The sequence below is a fragment of the Thioalkalivibrio sp. AKL12 genome (assembly GCF_000377925.1).
Classification (GTDB): Bacteria; Pseudomonadota; Gammaproteobacteria; order Ectothiorhodospirales; family Ectothiorhodospiraceae; genus Thioalkalivibrio; species Thioalkalivibrio versutus.
This window is the reverse complement of the sequence record NZ_KB898891.1, coordinates 191,398-206,897: the sequence shown is the minus strand read 5'-3', so window position 1 is coordinate 206,897 and position 15,500 is coordinate 191,398. Positions and strand designations below refer to the sequence as shown.

15 protein-coding genes are annotated in these 15,500 nt (G+C 66.2%); 12 read left to right on the top strand and 3 right to left on the bottom strand.

The window, feature by feature from the left end:
- The 12 genes from D579_RS0103470 to arfB all read left to right on the top strand — a co-directional run bounded on the left by D579_RS0103470 (window position 1) and on the right by arfB (window position 11,761).
- The gene (locus tag D579_RS0103470) at window positions 1-1,584 is read left to right on the top strand and encodes a DNA mismatch repair protein MutS (RefSeq protein WP_018951129.1); all 1,584 of its coding nucleotides are present in this window, start codon (window positions 1-3) and stop codon (window positions 1,582-1,584) included.
- A 330-nt stretch (window positions 1,585-1,914) separates the two neighbouring features.
- Window positions 1,915-3,633, top strand: a complete 1,719-nt coding sequence (gene ilvB, locus D579_RS0103465) for a biosynthetic-type acetolactate synthase large subunit (RefSeq protein WP_018938863.1) — start codon at window positions 1,915-1,917, stop codon at window positions 3,631-3,633.
- Between the two features lie 22 nt (window positions 3,634-3,655).
- Entirely contained in the window at window positions 3,656-4,150 is a 495-nt protein-coding gene (ilvN, locus tag D579_RS0103460) for an acetolactate synthase small subunit (protein ID WP_018143980.1), read from the top strand.
- An 86-nt stretch (window positions 4,151-4,236) separates the two neighbouring features.
- On the top strand, window positions 4,237-5,253 hold the full coding sequence (gene ilvC, locus D579_RS0103455; protein WP_018168432.1) for a ketol-acid reductoisomerase: 1,017 nt from the start codon (window positions 4,237-4,239) through the stop codon (window positions 5,251-5,253).
- A gap of 61 nt (window positions 5,254-5,314) precedes the next feature.
- Window positions 5,315-5,989: a phosphatidylserine decarboxylase gene (locus D579_RS0103450; protein ID WP_018938865.1), complete on the top strand. Its 675-nt coding sequence runs from the start codon at window positions 5,315-5,317 to the stop codon at window positions 5,987-5,989.
- Window positions 5,986-6,816 (top strand): CDP-diacylglycerol--serine O-phosphatidyltransferase, encoded by an 831-nt coding sequence (gene pssA, locus D579_RS0103445; protein ID WP_018951128.1) that lies wholly within the window; start codon window positions 5,986-5,988, stop codon window positions 6,814-6,816. The genes D579_RS0103450 and pssA overlap by 4 nt, the downstream gene beginning before the upstream one ends.
- A gap of 4 nt (window positions 6,817-6,820) precedes the next feature.
- Window positions 6,821-7,564 (top strand): uracil-DNA glycosylase family protein, encoded by a 744-nt coding sequence (locus tag D579_RS0103440; protein ID WP_018951127.1) that lies wholly within the window; start codon window positions 6,821-6,823, stop codon window positions 7,562-7,564.
- A 91-nt stretch (window positions 7,565-7,655) separates the two neighbouring features.
- The gene (gene rimI, locus D579_RS0103435; protein WP_018938867.1) at window positions 7,656-8,135 is read left to right on the top strand and encodes a ribosomal protein S18-alanine N-acetyltransferase; all 480 of its coding nucleotides are present in this window, start codon (window positions 7,656-7,658) and stop codon (window positions 8,133-8,135) included.
- 174 nt (window positions 8,136-8,309) lie between these two features.
- Complete coding sequence (locus D579_RS0103430; protein ID WP_038050166.1) at window positions 8,310-9,116, top strand: tetratricopeptide repeat protein; 807 nt, start codon at window positions 8,310-8,312, stop codon at window positions 9,114-9,116.
- 131 nt (window positions 9,117-9,247) lie between these two features.
- A complete protein-coding gene (locus tag D579_RS0103425; protein WP_018143973.1) occupies window positions 9,248-10,840 on the top strand; it encodes a peptide chain release factor 3 in 1,593 nt (530 codons plus the stop codon).
- Window positions 10,841-11,022: 182 nt separating this feature from the next.
- Window positions 11,023-11,337 (top strand): hypothetical protein, encoded by a 315-nt coding sequence (locus D579_RS0103420; RefSeq protein ID WP_018951125.1) that lies wholly within the window; start codon window positions 11,023-11,025, stop codon window positions 11,335-11,337.
- A 7-nt stretch (window positions 11,338-11,344) separates the two neighbouring features.
- Window positions 11,345-11,761 carry an alternative ribosome rescue aminoacyl-tRNA hydrolase ArfB gene (arfB, locus tag D579_RS0103415; RefSeq protein WP_018143971.1) on the top strand — a complete coding sequence of 139 codons (417 nt, stop codon included), beginning with the start codon at window positions 11,345-11,347 and terminating at the stop codon, window positions 11,759-11,761.
- A 245-nt stretch (window positions 11,762-12,006) separates the two neighbouring features.
- Here arfB and D579_RS0103410 read toward each other — a convergent pair whose 3' ends face one another.
- From D579_RS0103410 to D579_RS0103400, 3 genes are all read right to left on the bottom strand, one after another.
- The gene (locus D579_RS0103410) at window positions 12,007-13,827 is read right to left on the bottom strand and encodes an ABC transporter ATP-binding protein/permease (protein ID WP_018951124.1); all 1,821 of its coding nucleotides are present in this window, start codon (window positions 13,825-13,827) and stop codon (window positions 12,007-12,009) included.
- Between the two features lie 171 nt (window positions 13,828-13,998).
- Window positions 13,999-14,997: a diguanylate cyclase gene (locus D579_RS0103405; protein WP_018951123.1), complete on the bottom strand. Its 999-nt coding sequence runs from the start codon at window positions 14,995-14,997 to the stop codon at window positions 13,999-14,001.
- Window positions 14,998-15,002: 5 nt separating this feature from the next.
- Window positions 15,003-15,464, bottom strand: coding sequence for a c-type cytochrome (locus tag D579_RS0103400; protein WP_018951122.1), 462 nt, complete (start codon window positions 15,462-15,464; stop codon window positions 15,003-15,005).
- Between the last annotated feature and the right edge of the window lie 36 nt (window positions 15,465-15,500).

Below are 15,500 nucleotides of genomic sequence, written 5' to 3'. Positions count from 1 at the left end.
ATGCAGGTTGATCTGAAGGCCCTCGAATTCCCCGCGATCCAGCGTCTGCTGGAGCGCCTGACTGCCACGCCCTATGGCGCCGACGCCGCGCGCGGGCTGGAACCGGCGCCGAATCTGGATGCGGCGCGGGCGCTGCAAAAGGCGGTGACCGTCGCACGCCAGCGTCTGGATGCCGGCACGCTGCCGCGGCTGGGCCAGTTGCCGGATGTGCGTGCCGCGCTGCGCCAGGCGGCCAACCCCGGTTCGGCCTTGCCGGTACAGGCCCTGCACAATCTCCAGGTCATCATGCGCCAGGCCCGTGAACTGGCGGATCAGTTGGCCGACACCCCGGAGATCTATCCGGCGGATCTGAACAAGCTGTACCCACCCGAGGCACTGGAAGAGCGCCTGGCTGCCTGCCTGAACCCCGGCGGCTCGCTGCGCGAAGACGCCAGCGCGGAGCTGGTCGAGGCCTTCGGGCAGCGCGGGCGGCTGCGTGACGAGGTCGAGGCGGTGGTGAAAAAGCGCCTGGCGGACTCCGATCTTGCGCAGAAGGGCGAGGATGCGTTGAAGGTGCAGTGGCACCAGGAGCGCGCAGTCATGGTGCTGCGCGGCGACGCGGCCGGGGCGGTCAAGGGTGTGCGTCGGGGCACCGCGATGGGTGGGCGCGACCAGATCGTGGAGCCGATCGAGGCGGTCCCGTTGAACAACCAGATCGATACGGTCAACAGTCAGATCAACACCGAACAGCAGCGTCTGTTGCGCGAGCTGACCGATGGGGTGCGTCAGCATGGCGAGCCGTTGGACCTGATGCTGACCGCGCTGACCTGGATTGATCTGGCCTCGGCCGCCGCACAGCTTTCGGCGCAGATGAATGCCCATGCCCCGAGGCTGGAGCCCGAGGCCGGCGTGGAGCTGATCGAGGCCTACCACCCGCTGCTGCTGTTGCAGTTCGCCGAGGGGAACGGCCCGCAGCCGGTTCCCCTGTCGATCCGGCTGGATGGCGAGCAGCCGCTGTTGCTGATTACCGGCCCGAACACCGGCGGCAAGACGGTCGCGCTGAAGACCCTGGGCCTGCTGGTCACCATGGCCTGGTGCGGGCTGCATATCCCGGCCGAGCAGGACTGTCGCATCGGTCGTTTTGATCGGGTCATGGTCGATGTCGGTGATCACCAGAGCCTGTTTCACCATCTGTCGACCTTCGCCGGGCATGTGGAGGTGCTCAAGCGGATCCTCGACCATGCTGGCTCCGAAAGCCTGATCCTGCTGGACGAGCTGGGTACCGGTACCGACCCCGACGAAGGTGCAGCCCTCGCCATGGCGATGCTGGACGAGCTGCGCACCCGCGGTACGCGCGGGATTGTGAATACCCATCTGGCACCGCTGAAGGACTACGCGGCGCAGCATGCGGGCATCGTGAATGCCTCGATGCAGTTCGACGCGGAGACCCTCTCGCCCACCTATCGGTTGCTGATCGGCGAGCCGGGGGTCTCCTTCGGGTTGACCATCGCCGAGAAGAACGGCCTGCCACCGCAGCTGGTGGCGCGGGCCCGCGAGCATTTCGCCGAGCTGCCCACCGCGCAGGCCGGGGGCGAGCACAGCTGACCTTGCCGCGCCCGCTCGGTTTGACGTCGGGGCCGCCCAAAAAGATCGCCACGTCGCTGCGCTCCTCGCGATGACGGTGCTCGCAACCCCGTCATTGCGAGGCCCCGCCAGGGGCCGTGGCAATCTCGCGGGACCGGCAGGCCGGCGGGGTCAGCCAGCCCCGTTTGCAGGTGGCTACATCGCTGGCTCCTCGCGACGTCTGTCGCGTGCCCATCCGCTTTATGGCGTGAAATGGGGGCGATTTCATATTAGAATGGTGGGCTATTTTGATTTGTGGTGCGTGATCGCCCGACGATCGTGCACAAGCCCCCGGTAAGGAAGTCGACCACCATGTCCGAGTCCGCAAGCTCCGCCACCGCCATCACCGGCGCCGAAATCTTCTGTCGCAGCCTCCAGGCCGAGGGCGTCGAAGTCGTATTCGGGTATCCCGGTGGTGCGGTACTGCACATCTATGATGCGCTGTACCGGCAGGACAAGGTCTCCCATGTGCTGGTGCGCCACGAGCAGGGTGCGGTGCACGCGGCCGAGGGCTATGCCAAGTCCTCCGACAAGCCGGGCGTGGCCCTGGTCACCTCGGGCCCCGGCGCGACCAACGCGATTACCGGGATTGCCGATGCCTACATGGATTCGGTGCCGCTGGTGGTGTTCACCGGCCAGGTGCCGACCAGCATGATCGGCAACGACGCCTTCCAGGAAGTGGATACCGTGGGGATCACGCGTCCCTGCGTGAAGCACAACTTCCTGGTCAAGGACGTGAAGGACCTGGCGTCCACGATCAAGAAGGCCTTCTACGTGGCGACCACCGGGCGTCCCGGCCCGGTGGTGGTCGATATCCCGAAGGACGTGACCGCCGATACCTGCGTGTTCGAGTACCCGGAGAGCATCCACATGCGCTCCTACAACCCGACCACGAAGGGGCATACCGGCCAGATCCGCAAGGCGGTGGACCTGATCCTGTCGGCCAAGCAGCCGATGATCTACACCGGCGGCGGCGTGATCCTGGGGCGTGGCTCCGAGGCCCTGACCGAGTTCACCCGCCAGCTGGGCTATCCGATCACCAACACCCTGATGGGGCTGGGTGGCTATCCGGCGTCGGACAAGCAGTTCCTGGGCATGCTGGGCATGCACGGCACCTACGAGGCCAACATGGCCATGCACCACGCGGATGTGCTGATCGCCATTGGCGCGCGCTTCGATGACCGCGTGACCGGCAACATCGAGAAGTTCTGTCCGCATGCGAAGATCGTGCACGTGGATGTCGATCCGTCCTCCATCTCCAAGAACGTGAAGGTGGACGTGCCGATCGTCGGCGAGGTAGAGCCGGTGCTGCGCGAACTGATCAAGGGCCTGAACGAGGCCGGCGGCAAGCCGGACGCCGAGGCCCTGGCCACCTGGTGGAAACAGATCGCGGAATGGCAGGCGCAGGACTGCCTGAAGTACGACCAGACCTCCGGGCTGATCAAGCCGCAGTACGTGGTGCAGAAGTTCTGGGAACTGACCGAGGGCGATGCCTACGTGACCTCCGATGTCGGTCAGCACCAGATGTGGGCGGCGCAGTTCTATGGTTTCGACAAGCCCAATCGCTGGATCAACTCCGGTGGCCTGGGCACGATGGGCGTGGGTCTGCCGTTTGCGATGGGCGTGCAGTTCGCGCATCCGGAGGCGACGGTGGGCTGCATTACCGGCGAGGCCAGCATCCAGATGTGTATCCAGGAGCTGTCGACCTGCTTCCAGTACCAGCTGCCGCTGAAGATCCTGAACCTGAACAACCGCTACCTGGGCATGGTCCGGCAGTGGCAGGAGTTCTTCTATCAGGGCCGCTACGCCATGTCCTACATGGATGCGCTGCCGGACTTCGTGAAGCTGGCCGAGGCCTATGGCCACGTCGGTATCCAGATCACCCAGCCGGGCGACGTCGAGGGTGCGATCAAGGAGGCCCTGGCGCAGAAGGACCGCCTGGTGTTCATGGACTTCATTACCGACCAGTCCGAGAACGTGTATCCGATGATCCCGGCCGGTGCCGGCCAGAACGAAATGATCCTGGTCTGAGCCGGGTACAGGGAAGAGCCGTATGCGTCATATCATTAGTGTCCTGCTGGAAAACGAATCCGGTGCCCTCTCGCGGGTGGCCGGACTGTTCTCCGCGCGTGGTTACAACATCGAATCACTGACTGTCGCGCCGACCGACGACCCGTCGCTGTCGCGCATGACCATCGTCACCAGCGGTTCCGACGAAATCGTCGAGCAGATCACCAAGCAGCTGAACAAGCTGATCGACGTGATCAAGCTGCTGGACATGACCGCCTATCCGCACATCGAGCGCGAGATGGCGCTGGTCAAGGTGCGTGTGCCGGAGGCCGCCGAGCGCGAGGAGGTCAAACGCCTGGCGGATATCTTCCGCGGCCGGATCATCGACGTGGCCCACGACAGCTACGTGATCGAGATCACCGGCGAGGGCTCCAAGCTGGACGCCTTCCTCGTGGCCCTCGACGCGTTTACCGTCCTGGAGGTCGTGCGCTCCGGCGTGATGGGCATCGCCCGGGGCGACGTCGCCCTGCAAATCTGAATCCCCGGGCCCGGCCCCCGGTTGCGGGGGCCGGGCCCGTTTGTTTGCCATGGGCCCCGCTTGGGGCTGATATCAAGGAAATTGCGATGAATCTCTATTACGACAAAGACGCCGACCTCTCCATCATCAAGGGCATGAAGGTGGCCATCATCGGCTACGGTTCGCAGGGCCACGCCCATGCGAACAACCTGAAGGACTCCGGCGTGGACGTGACCGTCGGCCTGCGCGAAGGCTCCAGCTCGCGCGCCAAGGCCGAAGAGGCCGGCCTGACGGTGGCCGATGTCGATGCCGCGACCGCCGGCGCCGACCTGATCATGGTGCTGGCCCCGGACGAGTACCAGGCCGCGCTGTACCGCGATGTGCTGGAGCCGAACCTGAAGCAGGGCGCGACCCTGGCCTTCGCCCACGGCTTCGCGATCCACTACAACCAGATCGAGCCGCGCAAGGACCTGGACGTGATCATGATCGCGCCCAAGGCCCCGGGCCACACCGTGCGTTCCGAGTTCGTGCGTGGCGGCGGCATCCCCGACCTGATCGCCATCCAGCAGGACGCCTCCGGCAAGGCGCGCGACATCGCCATGTCCTACGCCTCGGCGATCGGCGGCGGGCGTACTGGCATCATCGAGACCAGCTTCAAGGACGAGACCGAAACCGACCTGTTCGGCGAGCAGGCCGTGCTGTGTGGGGGTGCCGTGGAACTGGTCAAGGCGGGCTTCGAGACCCTGACCGAGGCGGGGTATGCACCGGAGATGGCCTACTTCGAGTGCCTGCACGAGCTCAAGCTGATCGTCGACCTGATGTACGAGGGCGGCATCGCCAACATGAACTACTCGATCTCCAACAATGCCGAGTACGGCGAGTACGTGACCGGCCCGAAGGTGATCAACGAAGAGTCGCGCTGGGCCATGCGCGAGGCGCTGCGCAACATCCAGAATGGCGAGTACGCCAAGCAGTTCATCCTGGAAGGCGCGATGAACTACCCGTCGATGACCGCCAACCGACGCCTGAACGCCGCCCACGAGATCGAGCAGGTCGGCGAGCGTCTGCGCTCCATGATGCCGTGGATCACGGCCAACCAGCTGGTCGACAAGTCCCGCAACTGATGCGAGGCCCTGCGATGGACATTCCGGTCTGTCGCAGGGCGTCCTCTCTCTCGAGCACCCGATGCTGTTTCCGCTAGCTCCCGAAGGCCGTCTGTTCGTCATCATCGCCGCGTGGATGACGGTGATTACGCTGCTGGTCGGGGAGGCGGAGCTGGGCCTGTTCATGGTGATCCTCACCGTGGCCCTGATGGGGCTGTTCCGGAACGTGCGGCGCAAAGCCCCGGCACCGGCCCTGGGCGTGATCGCCCCGGCCGATGGCACGATCGAGTCGATTACCGAGACCCGGGATCCGTTTACGAAAAAGCCGGCGGTCTGCATCCGCCTGCGTCAGCGCCGCCTGGGCGAATACAACGTGCACGCCCCGCAGGAGGCCGAGATTCGCGAACGGGTCTGGCCCGGCAAGGAGACCGACGAGGTGCCGGATGCCCAGCTGGAGGGGCGTCTGGCCTATGCGCTGGAGACCGACGAGGGCACCCGGCTGACCCTGGCACTCAGCGTCGATCACTGGCCCCGCATGGTGCGCATGCAGAACAACGTCCCCGGCAACCGCCTGGGACGCGGCAAGCGCATGGGGTTCGCCGGCTTTGGTGGTACCTTCGAGGTCTGGCTGCCGGTCGGCGCGCAGGTGATGGTCGAGCCGGGTCAACGGGTCCTGGCGGGTTCGGCGTTGCTCGGCGGGTTACCCGAATCCGAGGCGACCGGGGACGACGAGAGCGCGGCGGAGGTGCTGCAATGAGTGGAGGGGACGAAGGCGACCGGCGGACGGATCCCGAGCCGGACTACATCGAGGGCGAGGATACCGTCGCCGACGACCAGCCGCCCCATCGCCGGCGCCGGCGCGGGGTGTATCTGCTGCCCAACCTGTTCACCACGGGGGTGCTGTTCTCCGGATTCTTCGCCATCGTGTCCGCAATCAATGGCGAATACATCACCGCCGCCATCGCGATCTTCGTGGCCATGGTGCTGGACACCCTGGATGGGCGCGTCGCGCGCATGACCGATACCCAGAGCGAGTTCGGCGCGCAGTACGACTCGCTGTCGGATCTGGTGTCCTTCGGTGTGGCCCCGGCGCTGGTGGTCTACCTCTGGCAACTGCACGACCTCGGCAACTTCGGCTGGGTGGCGGCGTTCTTCTTTGCCACCGCCGCGGCCCTGCGCCTGGCGCGCTTCAACAGCCGGCTCGCGGTCAGCGACAAGCGCTTTTTCCAGGGGCTGCCAAGCCCCGCCAGCGCCGCGATCCTGGTGGGCATGGTCTGGGTGCTGGAGGACTGGGGTATCCCGGCGGAGCTGGCCGACCCCTATCTGGTGGGCATCCTGGTGGTCACCGTGCTCGCCGGGGCGGCGATGGTCAGCAACCTGACCTACTTCAGCTTCAAGGACATGGACTTCAAGCATCGGGTGCCTTTCCTGGCGATTGTCGGGGTGGTGCTGGCGCTGATGCTGCTGGCCCTGGATCCGCCCAAGGTCCTGCTGGCGGCCTTCGTCATCTATGCCCTGTCCGGACCGTTGCTGACCCTGGAGCGCTGGCGCCGGCATCGTCGCCGGGCGCCGTCGGGGGAGTAACCGCGTGTCGCTGTCGGTGCGCCAGCGCCGCATCCTCGCGGACATGGGCATTCCGGTGTGGCGCTCGCGCATTGCGCTGGAGGACAAGACCGAGGCCGCGGCGCCACCGGCGGAATCCGCCCTTGTGGCGGGCGAGCACGCCGAGGTCGTGGATGCCGGGGCGCCGGACGCCGCGGTCGATACCCTGGACTGGGAGGCCCTGGAGGCGCGGGTGCGTGGCTGCCATGCCTGCGCCGAGCTGGCCCGCGAACGCACGCAGACCGTGTTCGGGGTGGGCGACCCGCGCGCGCGCTGGCTGTTCGTCGGCGAGGCCCCGGGTGCGGAAGAGGACCGCCGTGGCGAGCCCTTCGTGGGTCGTGCGGGGCAGCTACTGGACAACATGCTGCGGGCGCTGGGCCTGGACCGGAGCCGCGACGTGTTTATCGCCAACGTGTTGAAGTGCCGCCCGCCCGGGAACCGCGACCCGAAACCCCAGGAGTCCGCGGCCTGCCGCGGGTTTCTCGATCGCCAGATCGAACTGATCCAGCCAGAGGTCATTGTGGTGCTGGGGCGTGTAGCGGCCCACGCCTTGCTGGCGACGGACGAGCCGCTCGGTCGGCTGCGTGGCACGGAGCAGCGCTACCAGGGCGTTCCTCTGGTCGTGACCTACCATCCGGCCTACCTGCTGCGAAAGCCGGGCGACAAGGCGCGTGCCTGGAAGGACCTGCAGCGCGCCCGGACCTGTCTGTCAAAACCGCTCACTGATTGAGGGATTGGGAGCCTTGGCCGAGTCGCCGGGTTCCGAACCAACGACACCTCGCCCCGTCCTTTCCTTCACTGCTGCTGGAGAAGCCTGCGTCATGAGTGCCGAACCCCGCGTCCAGCCCGAGTTGCGCCGCATGCAGGTGGCGGATGTGGAAGGCGTGATGCGCGTGGAGCGCGAGGCCTATGCGTACCCCTGGACCGCCCGCATCTTCGAGGACTGTCTTCGGGTGGGTTACGACTGCTGGGTGCTGGCGGTGGATGGTCGCCAGGTGGGGCATAGTGTGCTGACGGTGGCCGCCGGCGAGGCCCACCTGCTCAACCTTACGGTGGACCCGCGCTGGCAGGGCAACGGGCTTGGCCGTTTCATGGTCCGTCGCCTGTTTGACTATGTGTGCAGTCAGGATGCAGAGGCGTTGTTCCTCGAGGTGCGCCCATCCAATGTGGCGGCGGTGCAGCTCTACCGCTCCGAGGGCTTTGAGCATATCGGTACCCGTCCGCGCTATTACCCGCTCCCCAGTGGCCGCGAGGATGCCTGGGTGCTGACGCGTCGCTGCGCCGCACCCGCCGGGGCATGAGGTGTCGGTTCGGCGCCGGAGTGTGAAGTCAGTCACAGCGTCGGGTGCAAAATCCGTAACCCGGTCGGGTTTTGCCGCCTTGGGTTCTCGTCCCGGGACCTCCGCGTTGTGACGGTCACCCCCCGGGTCTATGATCGAACTCGGTATTGGCCCCGACTCCGGATGAGGTAACCCATGTCCCGATCCCTACGTGCATTGTTTGTTTCGCTCCCCCTGGCGCTGCCGCTCCTGGCTACCGGAGGGCTTGCCCATGCCCAGCAGGCCTTCGGCTATGACGAGGCCGAGCGCCAGCAGGAGCTGCTGGAAGTCTGGTACGAGATCCGTGAAAGCAACGCACAGAAGGGCAATACGGCGGCGATGTTCGACGTGGGCATGGCGAACTACGCCGGGCGCGGCACGGCGGTGGATTACGATCAGGCCCTGCGCTGGTTTGCTCGCGCTGCGGATGCCGACCACGCCAGTGCGCATTACTATCTGGGTTACCTCTTCGCGACCGGCAAGGGCACCTCGGCCGACGCCGAACGCAGTCACGAACACTACTCCCGCGCGGCGGAACTGGGTCATGCCGATGCCCAGTACTGGCTGGGCAGCCATCTGGCCAATGGCGAGCAGGATCCGACCGCCGCACTCGAGTGGTTGGGCAAAGCGGCCGATCAGGGACTGCCTGCCGCGCAGTATTATGTGGGGTTGATGCACGAGAATGGTCAGGGCACCTCGCGTGATCCGGCCGCCGCCGCGCGCTGGTATACCGCTGCAGCGGAGCAGGGCTACCGGCATGCCCAGATCGGGCTGGGTCGCCTGCACCAGAACGGTCGCGGGGTCGAACGTGATCTGGTGCAGGCACATGTCTGGTACAGCATGGCGGACGACCGGGAACGCCTGGCCTCGCTGGAGACCCGCATGAACAACCGTGACCTGGTGACTGCCCAGGGGCGCCTCAAGGAACAGAACGCCGCGCTTCAGGCGGCCTCGGCGCGCTGATCGGGCAGCGCCGGAACCCATGCAAACGGCCCCGTTTTTCGGGGCCGTTTGCATGTTGGGCACCCGGAAAGATGAACCGGACCCGCGCTTTCGCGTTAAACTGACGGGCTTGATTCAAGCGGCCCGTATTCATGTCCTTTATCGAGGAAACCCGCCGACGCCGGACCTTCGCGATCATTTCGCACCCGGACGCCGGCAAGACCACCATGACCGAAAAGCTCCTGCTGTACGGCGGCGCGATCCAGCTCGCCGGTACGGTCAAGGGGCGCAAGTCAGCGCGCCATGCCACCTCCGACTGGATGGAGATGGAGAAATCGCGTGGCATCTCGGTCACCTCTTCCGTCATGCAGTACCCGTACAAGGGCCGCATGGTGAACCTGCTGGACACCCCGGGACACGCAGATTTCTCCGAGGACACCTATCGCACGCTGACCGCGGTGGACTCCGCGCTGATGGTGATCGACGCCGCCAAGGGTGTCGAGGAACGGACCATCAAGCTGATGGAGGTCTGCCGGCTGCGCGATACGCCGATCATGACCTTTGTGAACAAGATGGACCGCGAGGGCCGCGATCCGATCGAGTTGCTGGACGAGGTCGAGGAGGTGCTGAAGATCCAGTGCGCCCCGATCACCTGGCCGATCGGCTCGGGAAAGCGCTTCCGTGGCGTCTATCACCTCCGCCGCGACGCGGTGCATCTGTACGACCCCGAAGAGGGTGGCAAGAAGTCCACCGGCGAAATCATCGAGGGCCTGGACAACCCGCGCCTGGACGAGGTGCTGGGGCCGCAGGCCGGGGAGCTGCGCGAGGAACTGGAGCTGGTGCAGGGCGCCTCGCACGCATTTGACCCGGAGGCCTACCTGAGCGGTGCGCAGACCCCGGTGTTCTTTGGCTCGGCGATCAACAACTTCGGGATCGAGGAGCTGCTGGATGACTTCGTCGAGTATGCTCCGGGCCCGTTGCCGCGCCCGACCCACTCGCGCAAGGTAGAGCCGACCGAGGAGAAGTTCACCGGCTTCGTGTTCAAGATCCAGGCGAACATGGACCCGAACCACCGTGACCGCATCGCCTTCATGCGCATCTGCTCGGGCACCTTCGACAAGGGCGCCAAGCTGCGCCACGTGCGCATCGGGCGCGACGTGAAGATCCCGGATGCGCTGACCTTCCTGGCCTCCGACCGCGAGCATGTGGAGACGGCCTATCCCGGCGACATCATCGGTATCCACAACCACGGCACCATCCGCATCGGGGATACCTTCACCCAGGGCGAGGACCTGACCTTCACCGGTGTGCCGAACTTCGCCCCGGAGCTGTTCCGCCGCGCGCAGTTGAAGGACCCGCTGAAGATGAAGCAGCTCGCCAAGGGGCTGCAGGAGCTGTGCGAGGAGGGTGCGACCCAGCTCTATCGCCCGTTGACCAACAACGACCTGATCCTGGGGGCGGTCGGCGTGCTGCAGTTCGAGGTGGTCGCCGAACGCCTGCGCACCGAGTACAAGGTGGAGGCACAGTTCGAGAACGTGAACGTCCAGACGGCGCGCTGGGTCGAAAGCGATGATCCGAAGAAATTCGACGAGTTCAAGGAGAAGGCGGCGACCAACCTGGCCATCGACCACGGCGGCGATCTGGTCTATATCGCCCCGACCCGGGTCAACCTGCAGATGGCGCAGGAGAAGTGGCCGGAGATCCGCTTCCAGTCGACCCGCGAGCACGGCCAGCCGACGGAGTAACCTCCGCGCTCCTAACTACTCCCTCGGCGCGCGGGACATTGGCCCGTCATTGCGAGGAGCGAAGCGACGAAGCAATCTCCCGTGGGCTATCGGATCTAGCTGGGGTGCGAGCTTCTGGAGGGTGCCGCGGCGCCTTCGGCGCCTCGCAATGACGTTGCATCTGGCCTGCGCAGGAGGTTTGCATGGCGTTGAATTTCCGATGGACCCCGGCCCTGGTGGTTGTAGTGCTGGCGCTGGGCGTTGGTGCCTGTTCGGTGCACAAGACCGAGACCCGGGGTGACGGGCCCGAGCCGCGTCCGGGCACGGTCGAGCAGATGAACCCGTTCCTGCATTTTCTCGAGAGCCGCCCGACACCCGCGGAATTCGGGCGCGTCTACCCCGACGTGATGCTGGTGCTGCCCGGCGACATCGTGACCCAGGAATACCGCACCGATCACAGTCGGTTCTTCGCCGATCTGGACGACGACGGCCGGATCCGTGGCGGCGAGTTTCGCTGATCCCGCGATGCTGCAAATCTCCAACAGCGTGAGCGTCCCCGAGCACGAGATCGAGCTGATTCCGATCCGTGCCCAGGGGGCTGGCGGCCAGAACGTCAACAAGGTCGCTTCGGCCATTCACCTGCGCTTCGATATCCGCGCCTCCGGCCTGCCCGATGTCTACAAGGAACGCCTGCTGCGCCGCCGCGATCAGCGCATCAGCAAGGAGGGCGTGATCGTCATCAAGGCGCAGCAGTACCGTACCCAGGAGGCCAATCGCGAGGACGCGCTCGAACGCCTGGCGGAGCTGCTGCGCGAGGCGGGCCGCCCGATCAAGGCGCGCAAGGCCACGCGGCCGACCCGCGCATCCAAGCTGCGCCGCCTGGAGGGCAAGACCCAGCGCGGCCGCAAGAAGGCCCTGCGCGGCCGCGTCGACCCGGACTGATTCACTTCTCGGTTCACCACGAAGCGCACGAAGAAATGGAGGAATTCAAGGGCGTATTCAGCACGGAGGACAAGGAGAAATTCGAAAGGCTCTGATGTGCGTGATCCGTCAAGGGTGCGGGGTGCCGCCAAGCGCACGCAGCAGCGGCGGTTAACCGGCAGTAACCCAGGCTGCAATCAATACCCGTATCTCACTTCCACTTCCACTTCGCTGTTTTCTCTGTCCCCTCCGTGGTGAACAAGGGTTTAGTCCCCGGCGTTCGGGCTTGCGTTGGCGGTGGTGGGTTCGTGTTCCTGCTGGTGTTGCCACAGGCGGGCGTAGGCGCCGTTCCTGGCGAGGAGTTCGCGATGGGTGCCGCGTTCGACCACGCGGCCCTGGTCCAGCACCACGATCTGCTCGGCGTCCTTCACGGTGGACAGGCGGTGGGCAATGACCAGCGTGGTGCGCCGCGCCGAGACCTCGTTCAGGGCCTGCAGGATGGCCTTCTCCGAGCCCGAGTCCAGTGACGAGGTGGCCTCGTCGAATACCAGGATCGGCGGGTCCTTCAGCAGCATGCGGGCGATGGCGATGCGCTGTTTCTCGCCGCCGGAGACCTTGAGCCCGCGTTCGCCGACCACCGTGTCCAGACCGTCGGGCAGGCGTTCGATGAAATCGTCCAGGTGCGCCAGGTGTACCGCGCGCAAGATCGCCTCTTCGGACGCTTCCGGGTCGCCGTAGGCGATGTTGTAGCGAATGCTGGAGTTGAACAGCACGGTGTCCTGCGGGACCACGCCGATCGCGCGGCGCAGGCTCTGCTGGGTCACCTCGCGGATGTCCTGTCCGTCGATGGTGATGCGCCCGTCGGTCACGTCAAAGAAGCGGAACAGCAAACGCGCGAGCGTGGACTTGCCGGCCCCGCTGGGCCCGACCACCGCGAGCTTGTGCCCGGCGGGGATCTCGAGCGATACGTCGGCGAGGATCGGCCGTTCCGGCTGGTAGTGGAAGGCGACCTGTTCGAAGCGCACCTGCCCGCTGGTGACCTCGAGATCCGGTGCGTCCGGCCGGTCCTCGACCTGCACGGGCTTCTCCAGCAGCCCGAACAGGCGCTCGATGTTCGCCAGCGACTGGCGGATCTCGCGATAGACGAAGCCAAGGAAGTTCAGCGGCATGAACAGCTGGATCATGTAGGCGTTGACCATGACCAGGTCGCCCAGCGACATCTGCCCCGAGGCCACACGGCTGGCGGCCAGCAGCATCATCACGGTGATCGCGCCGGCGATGATCAGGGCCTGCCCCGAGTTCAGCAGCACCAGCGACAGGACGTTCTTGGTGCGCGCCTGTTCCCAGGTGGCCAGGCCCTCGTCGTAGCGCCGGGCCTCGAAGCCCTCGTTGCCGAAGTACTTCACCGTCTCGTAGTTCAGCAGGCTGTCGATCGCGCGGGTGTTGGACTCGTTGTCACGCTGGTTGGCCTCGCGCACGAAGCGGGTACGCCACTCGGTAATCCACACCGACCAGGCGATGTAGGCCGCCACCGCGATGATCACCGTCAGGGTGAATACCGGGCCCACCGCGATCAGCAGGATGACCGCGACCATCGCGATCTCGATGATGGTCGGCAGGATGTTGAATACCATGAAGCGCAGCAGGAAGCTGATACCGCTGGTGCCGCGCTCGATGTCCCGGGCCAGGCCGCCGGTCTCGCGCGCCAGATGAAAGCTCAGCTCCAGCCGATGCAGATGTTCGAACACGCGCAGGGCCGCCCGCCGCATGGCGCGCTCGGCCACCCGCACGAAGACCGCGTCGCGCAACTCCCCGAACAGGGTGCCGCCAAAGCGCAACAGGCCGTAGGCCACCACCAGTGCCACCGGTACTGTCACCAGCGCGTCGGTGCCGGAATCCTCGAAGTGATCGACGATGTATTTCAGTGCCAGCGGGACCAGCACGGTCGCGAGCTTGGCCAGGCCCATCAGCCCGAGGGCGAGGAACAGCCGCCCGCGGAACTCCGCGAGATAGGGGAACAGGGAGCGAACGATGCGCCAGTTGATCGCCTCGTCGGGCGCGTCGTGCACGCTGGAATGACCGCGCATGGGGGAGTCCGGGGCTGGGTAGGTCGCTTACTTTAGAGAGGCGCGGCGGAATTCGCACATGGGCGCGCGTTCAGTAGCGGCTCATCCCTGCGTCCGCGGAAGGTCAGCGGTGGATGCGGTAGCCCTCGCCCCGGTCCTGTTCCAGGTCGACCCGCAGACGCCGGATCGAGTTCACGTGCCCTGTACCTGGTTGCGCCCGGCATTCTTGGCAGCGTACAGGGCGCGGTCGGCGCGATCGACCAGGGCCTCCGCGCTCTCGCCCGGGTTCAGCTGGGCCACGCCGAAGCTGGCGGTCAGCGCGTGCCCGGTCTCGAAGTCGGTGGCCTCAAGGGTGCGGCGCAGATCCTCGGCCAGTTGGCTCGTGGCCACGACATCGCCCTGCGGGCACAGGATGAGGAATTCCTCGCCACCCCAGCGGGCGGCCCGGTCGGTTTCGCGGATGCGGGCGGCGATCAGGCGACCGACCTCGGTGAGTACGGCATCGCCGCGACCGTGCCCCAGGGTGTCGTTGATCGGCTTGAAGTGGTCCAGATCCATCATGATCGCGCCAAGCAGGCCCCCGTGACGTTCGGCCCGCCGGATTTCGTCGGCCAGCATCTCGCTCGCCTTCATGCGGTTGTGCAGGCCCGTCAGCGGGTCGGTGGTGGCGAGACGTTCCAGGCGTCTCTGGGCCGCCTCCAGGGAGTGTGTTCGCTCCTGGACCAGGCGTTCGAGCACATGCGCGCGTTCCTCCAGCTCCTTGACCGGGTACGGCTCGTCGGCATCGTGGACGCTGGCAGGGAAGGAACCGTGCAGGTGTTCCAGGCGCCAGCCGTCGCCGGTCCGGTGCAGCAAGAGGCTGGCCCGCAGCCCGTTCAGTCGCACCCGTTGTCCGCGGGTGTCGAGCAGCATGTCGAATACCAGCATCACCAGGGCGACCTCATCCGTGACGAGGCGGACGTCTTCGCGGTGTATCTCGTAGTCGAAGGGTTCCGGGACCTGTTCGATGTCGCGTCCGACGACGCGCTCCACGTCCTCGGGTGTGAAGGCCGCTTCGTCGCCTCCGGTTCCGAAGCCACTGACCTGTGGTGCGTGCCACCCGAGTACGCGTGCGAGGTCGCGCTCACGCAGCCAGGCGTCGAGGTAACCGTGAACGACCTGGCGGATTGCGGCCTTGCCGTTGGGGGGCATCGAGATCAGTCGATGCCGACGGCGCGCTGCTCCTGGCGGATCCACGCGATGATGTGGGCGGTGTCCTCGCCGGACACGCCGGCTACCGGAGGCATCTCGCCAAATTCCCAGTGGTGCTGGTGCACGCCCAGGGCCACGGCACGATGGAAGGTGATATCCGGGTGGTGCGAGGGTTCGTAGATCCGGTGGATCAGCGGTGGACCCTGGTCGGTACCGCGGGCATCCTCCCCGTGGCACTGCATGCAGTTGGCCCGGAACAGCGAGCGGCCGGCCTCGGGGTCGGCGGCGAAACCCTCCGGCGGCAGGCTGTAGTCGAGCTGCGCCGTGGAGCCCGAGGCCGCGTTCGACTCGCTGGCGGGTGCCTGCGCGGCCGCGTCGCCGGTGTCCGAATCCGGAGCCTCGGAGCAGGCGGCGAGCGTCAATAGCGCGAGACAGACAACGGGCAGGAGGCGGACGGGGGTCGGCATTGGAACTCCGGAGAAGAGGGGCTGGGTTGGCAGTCT

Bases quoted from the DNA above. Each gene is read 5' to 3' on its own strand.
- D579_RS0103470 (WP_018951129.1), top strand. From the start codon at position 1: ATGCAGGTTGATCTGAAGGCCCTCGAATTCCCCGCGATCCAGCGTCTG.
- ilvB (WP_018938863.1), top strand. From the start codon at position 1,915: ATGTCCGAGTCCGCAAGCTCCGCCACCGCCATCACCGGCGCCGAAATC.
- ilvN (WP_018143980.1), top strand. From the start codon at position 3,656: ATGCGTCATATCATTAGTGTCCTGCTGGAAAACGAATCCGGTGCCCTC.
- ilvC (WP_018168432.1), top strand. From the start codon at position 4,237: ATGAATCTCTATTACGACAAAGACGCCGACCTCTCCATCATCAAGGGC.
- D579_RS0103450 (WP_018938865.1), top strand. From the start codon at position 5,315: ATGCTGTTTCCGCTAGCTCCCGAAGGCCGTCTGTTCGTCATCATCGCC.
- pssA (WP_018951128.1), top strand. From the start codon at position 5,986: ATGAGTGGAGGGGACGAAGGCGACCGGCGGACGGATCCCGAGCCGGAC.
- rimI (WP_018938867.1), top strand. From the start codon at position 7,656: ATGAGTGCCGAACCCCGCGTCCAGCCCGAGTTGCGCCGCATGCAGGTG.
- D579_RS0103430 (WP_038050166.1), top strand. From the start codon at position 8,310: ATGTCCCGATCCCTACGTGCATTGTTTGTTTCGCTCCCCCTGGCGCTG.
- D579_RS0103425 (WP_018143973.1), top strand. From the start codon at position 9,248: ATGTCCTTTATCGAGGAAACCCGCCGACGCCGGACCTTCGCGATCATT.
- D579_RS0103420 (WP_018951125.1), top strand. From the start codon at position 11,023: ATGGCGTTGAATTTCCGATGGACCCCGGCCCTGGTGGTTGTAGTGCTG.
- arfB (WP_018143971.1), top strand. From the start codon at position 11,345: ATGCTGCAAATCTCCAACAGCGTGAGCGTCCCCGAGCACGAGATCGAG.
- D579_RS0103410 (WP_018951124.1), bottom strand. From the start codon at position 13,827: ATGCGCGGTCATTCCAGCGTGCACGACGCGCCCGACGAGGCGATCAAC.
- D579_RS0103405 (WP_018951123.1), bottom strand. From the start codon at position 14,997: ATGCCCCCCAACGGCAAGGCCGCAATCCGCCAGGTCGTTCACGGTTAC.
- D579_RS0103400 (WP_018951122.1), bottom strand. From the start codon at position 15,464: ATGCCGACCCCCGTCCGCCTCCTGCCCGTTGTCTGTCTCGCGCTATTG.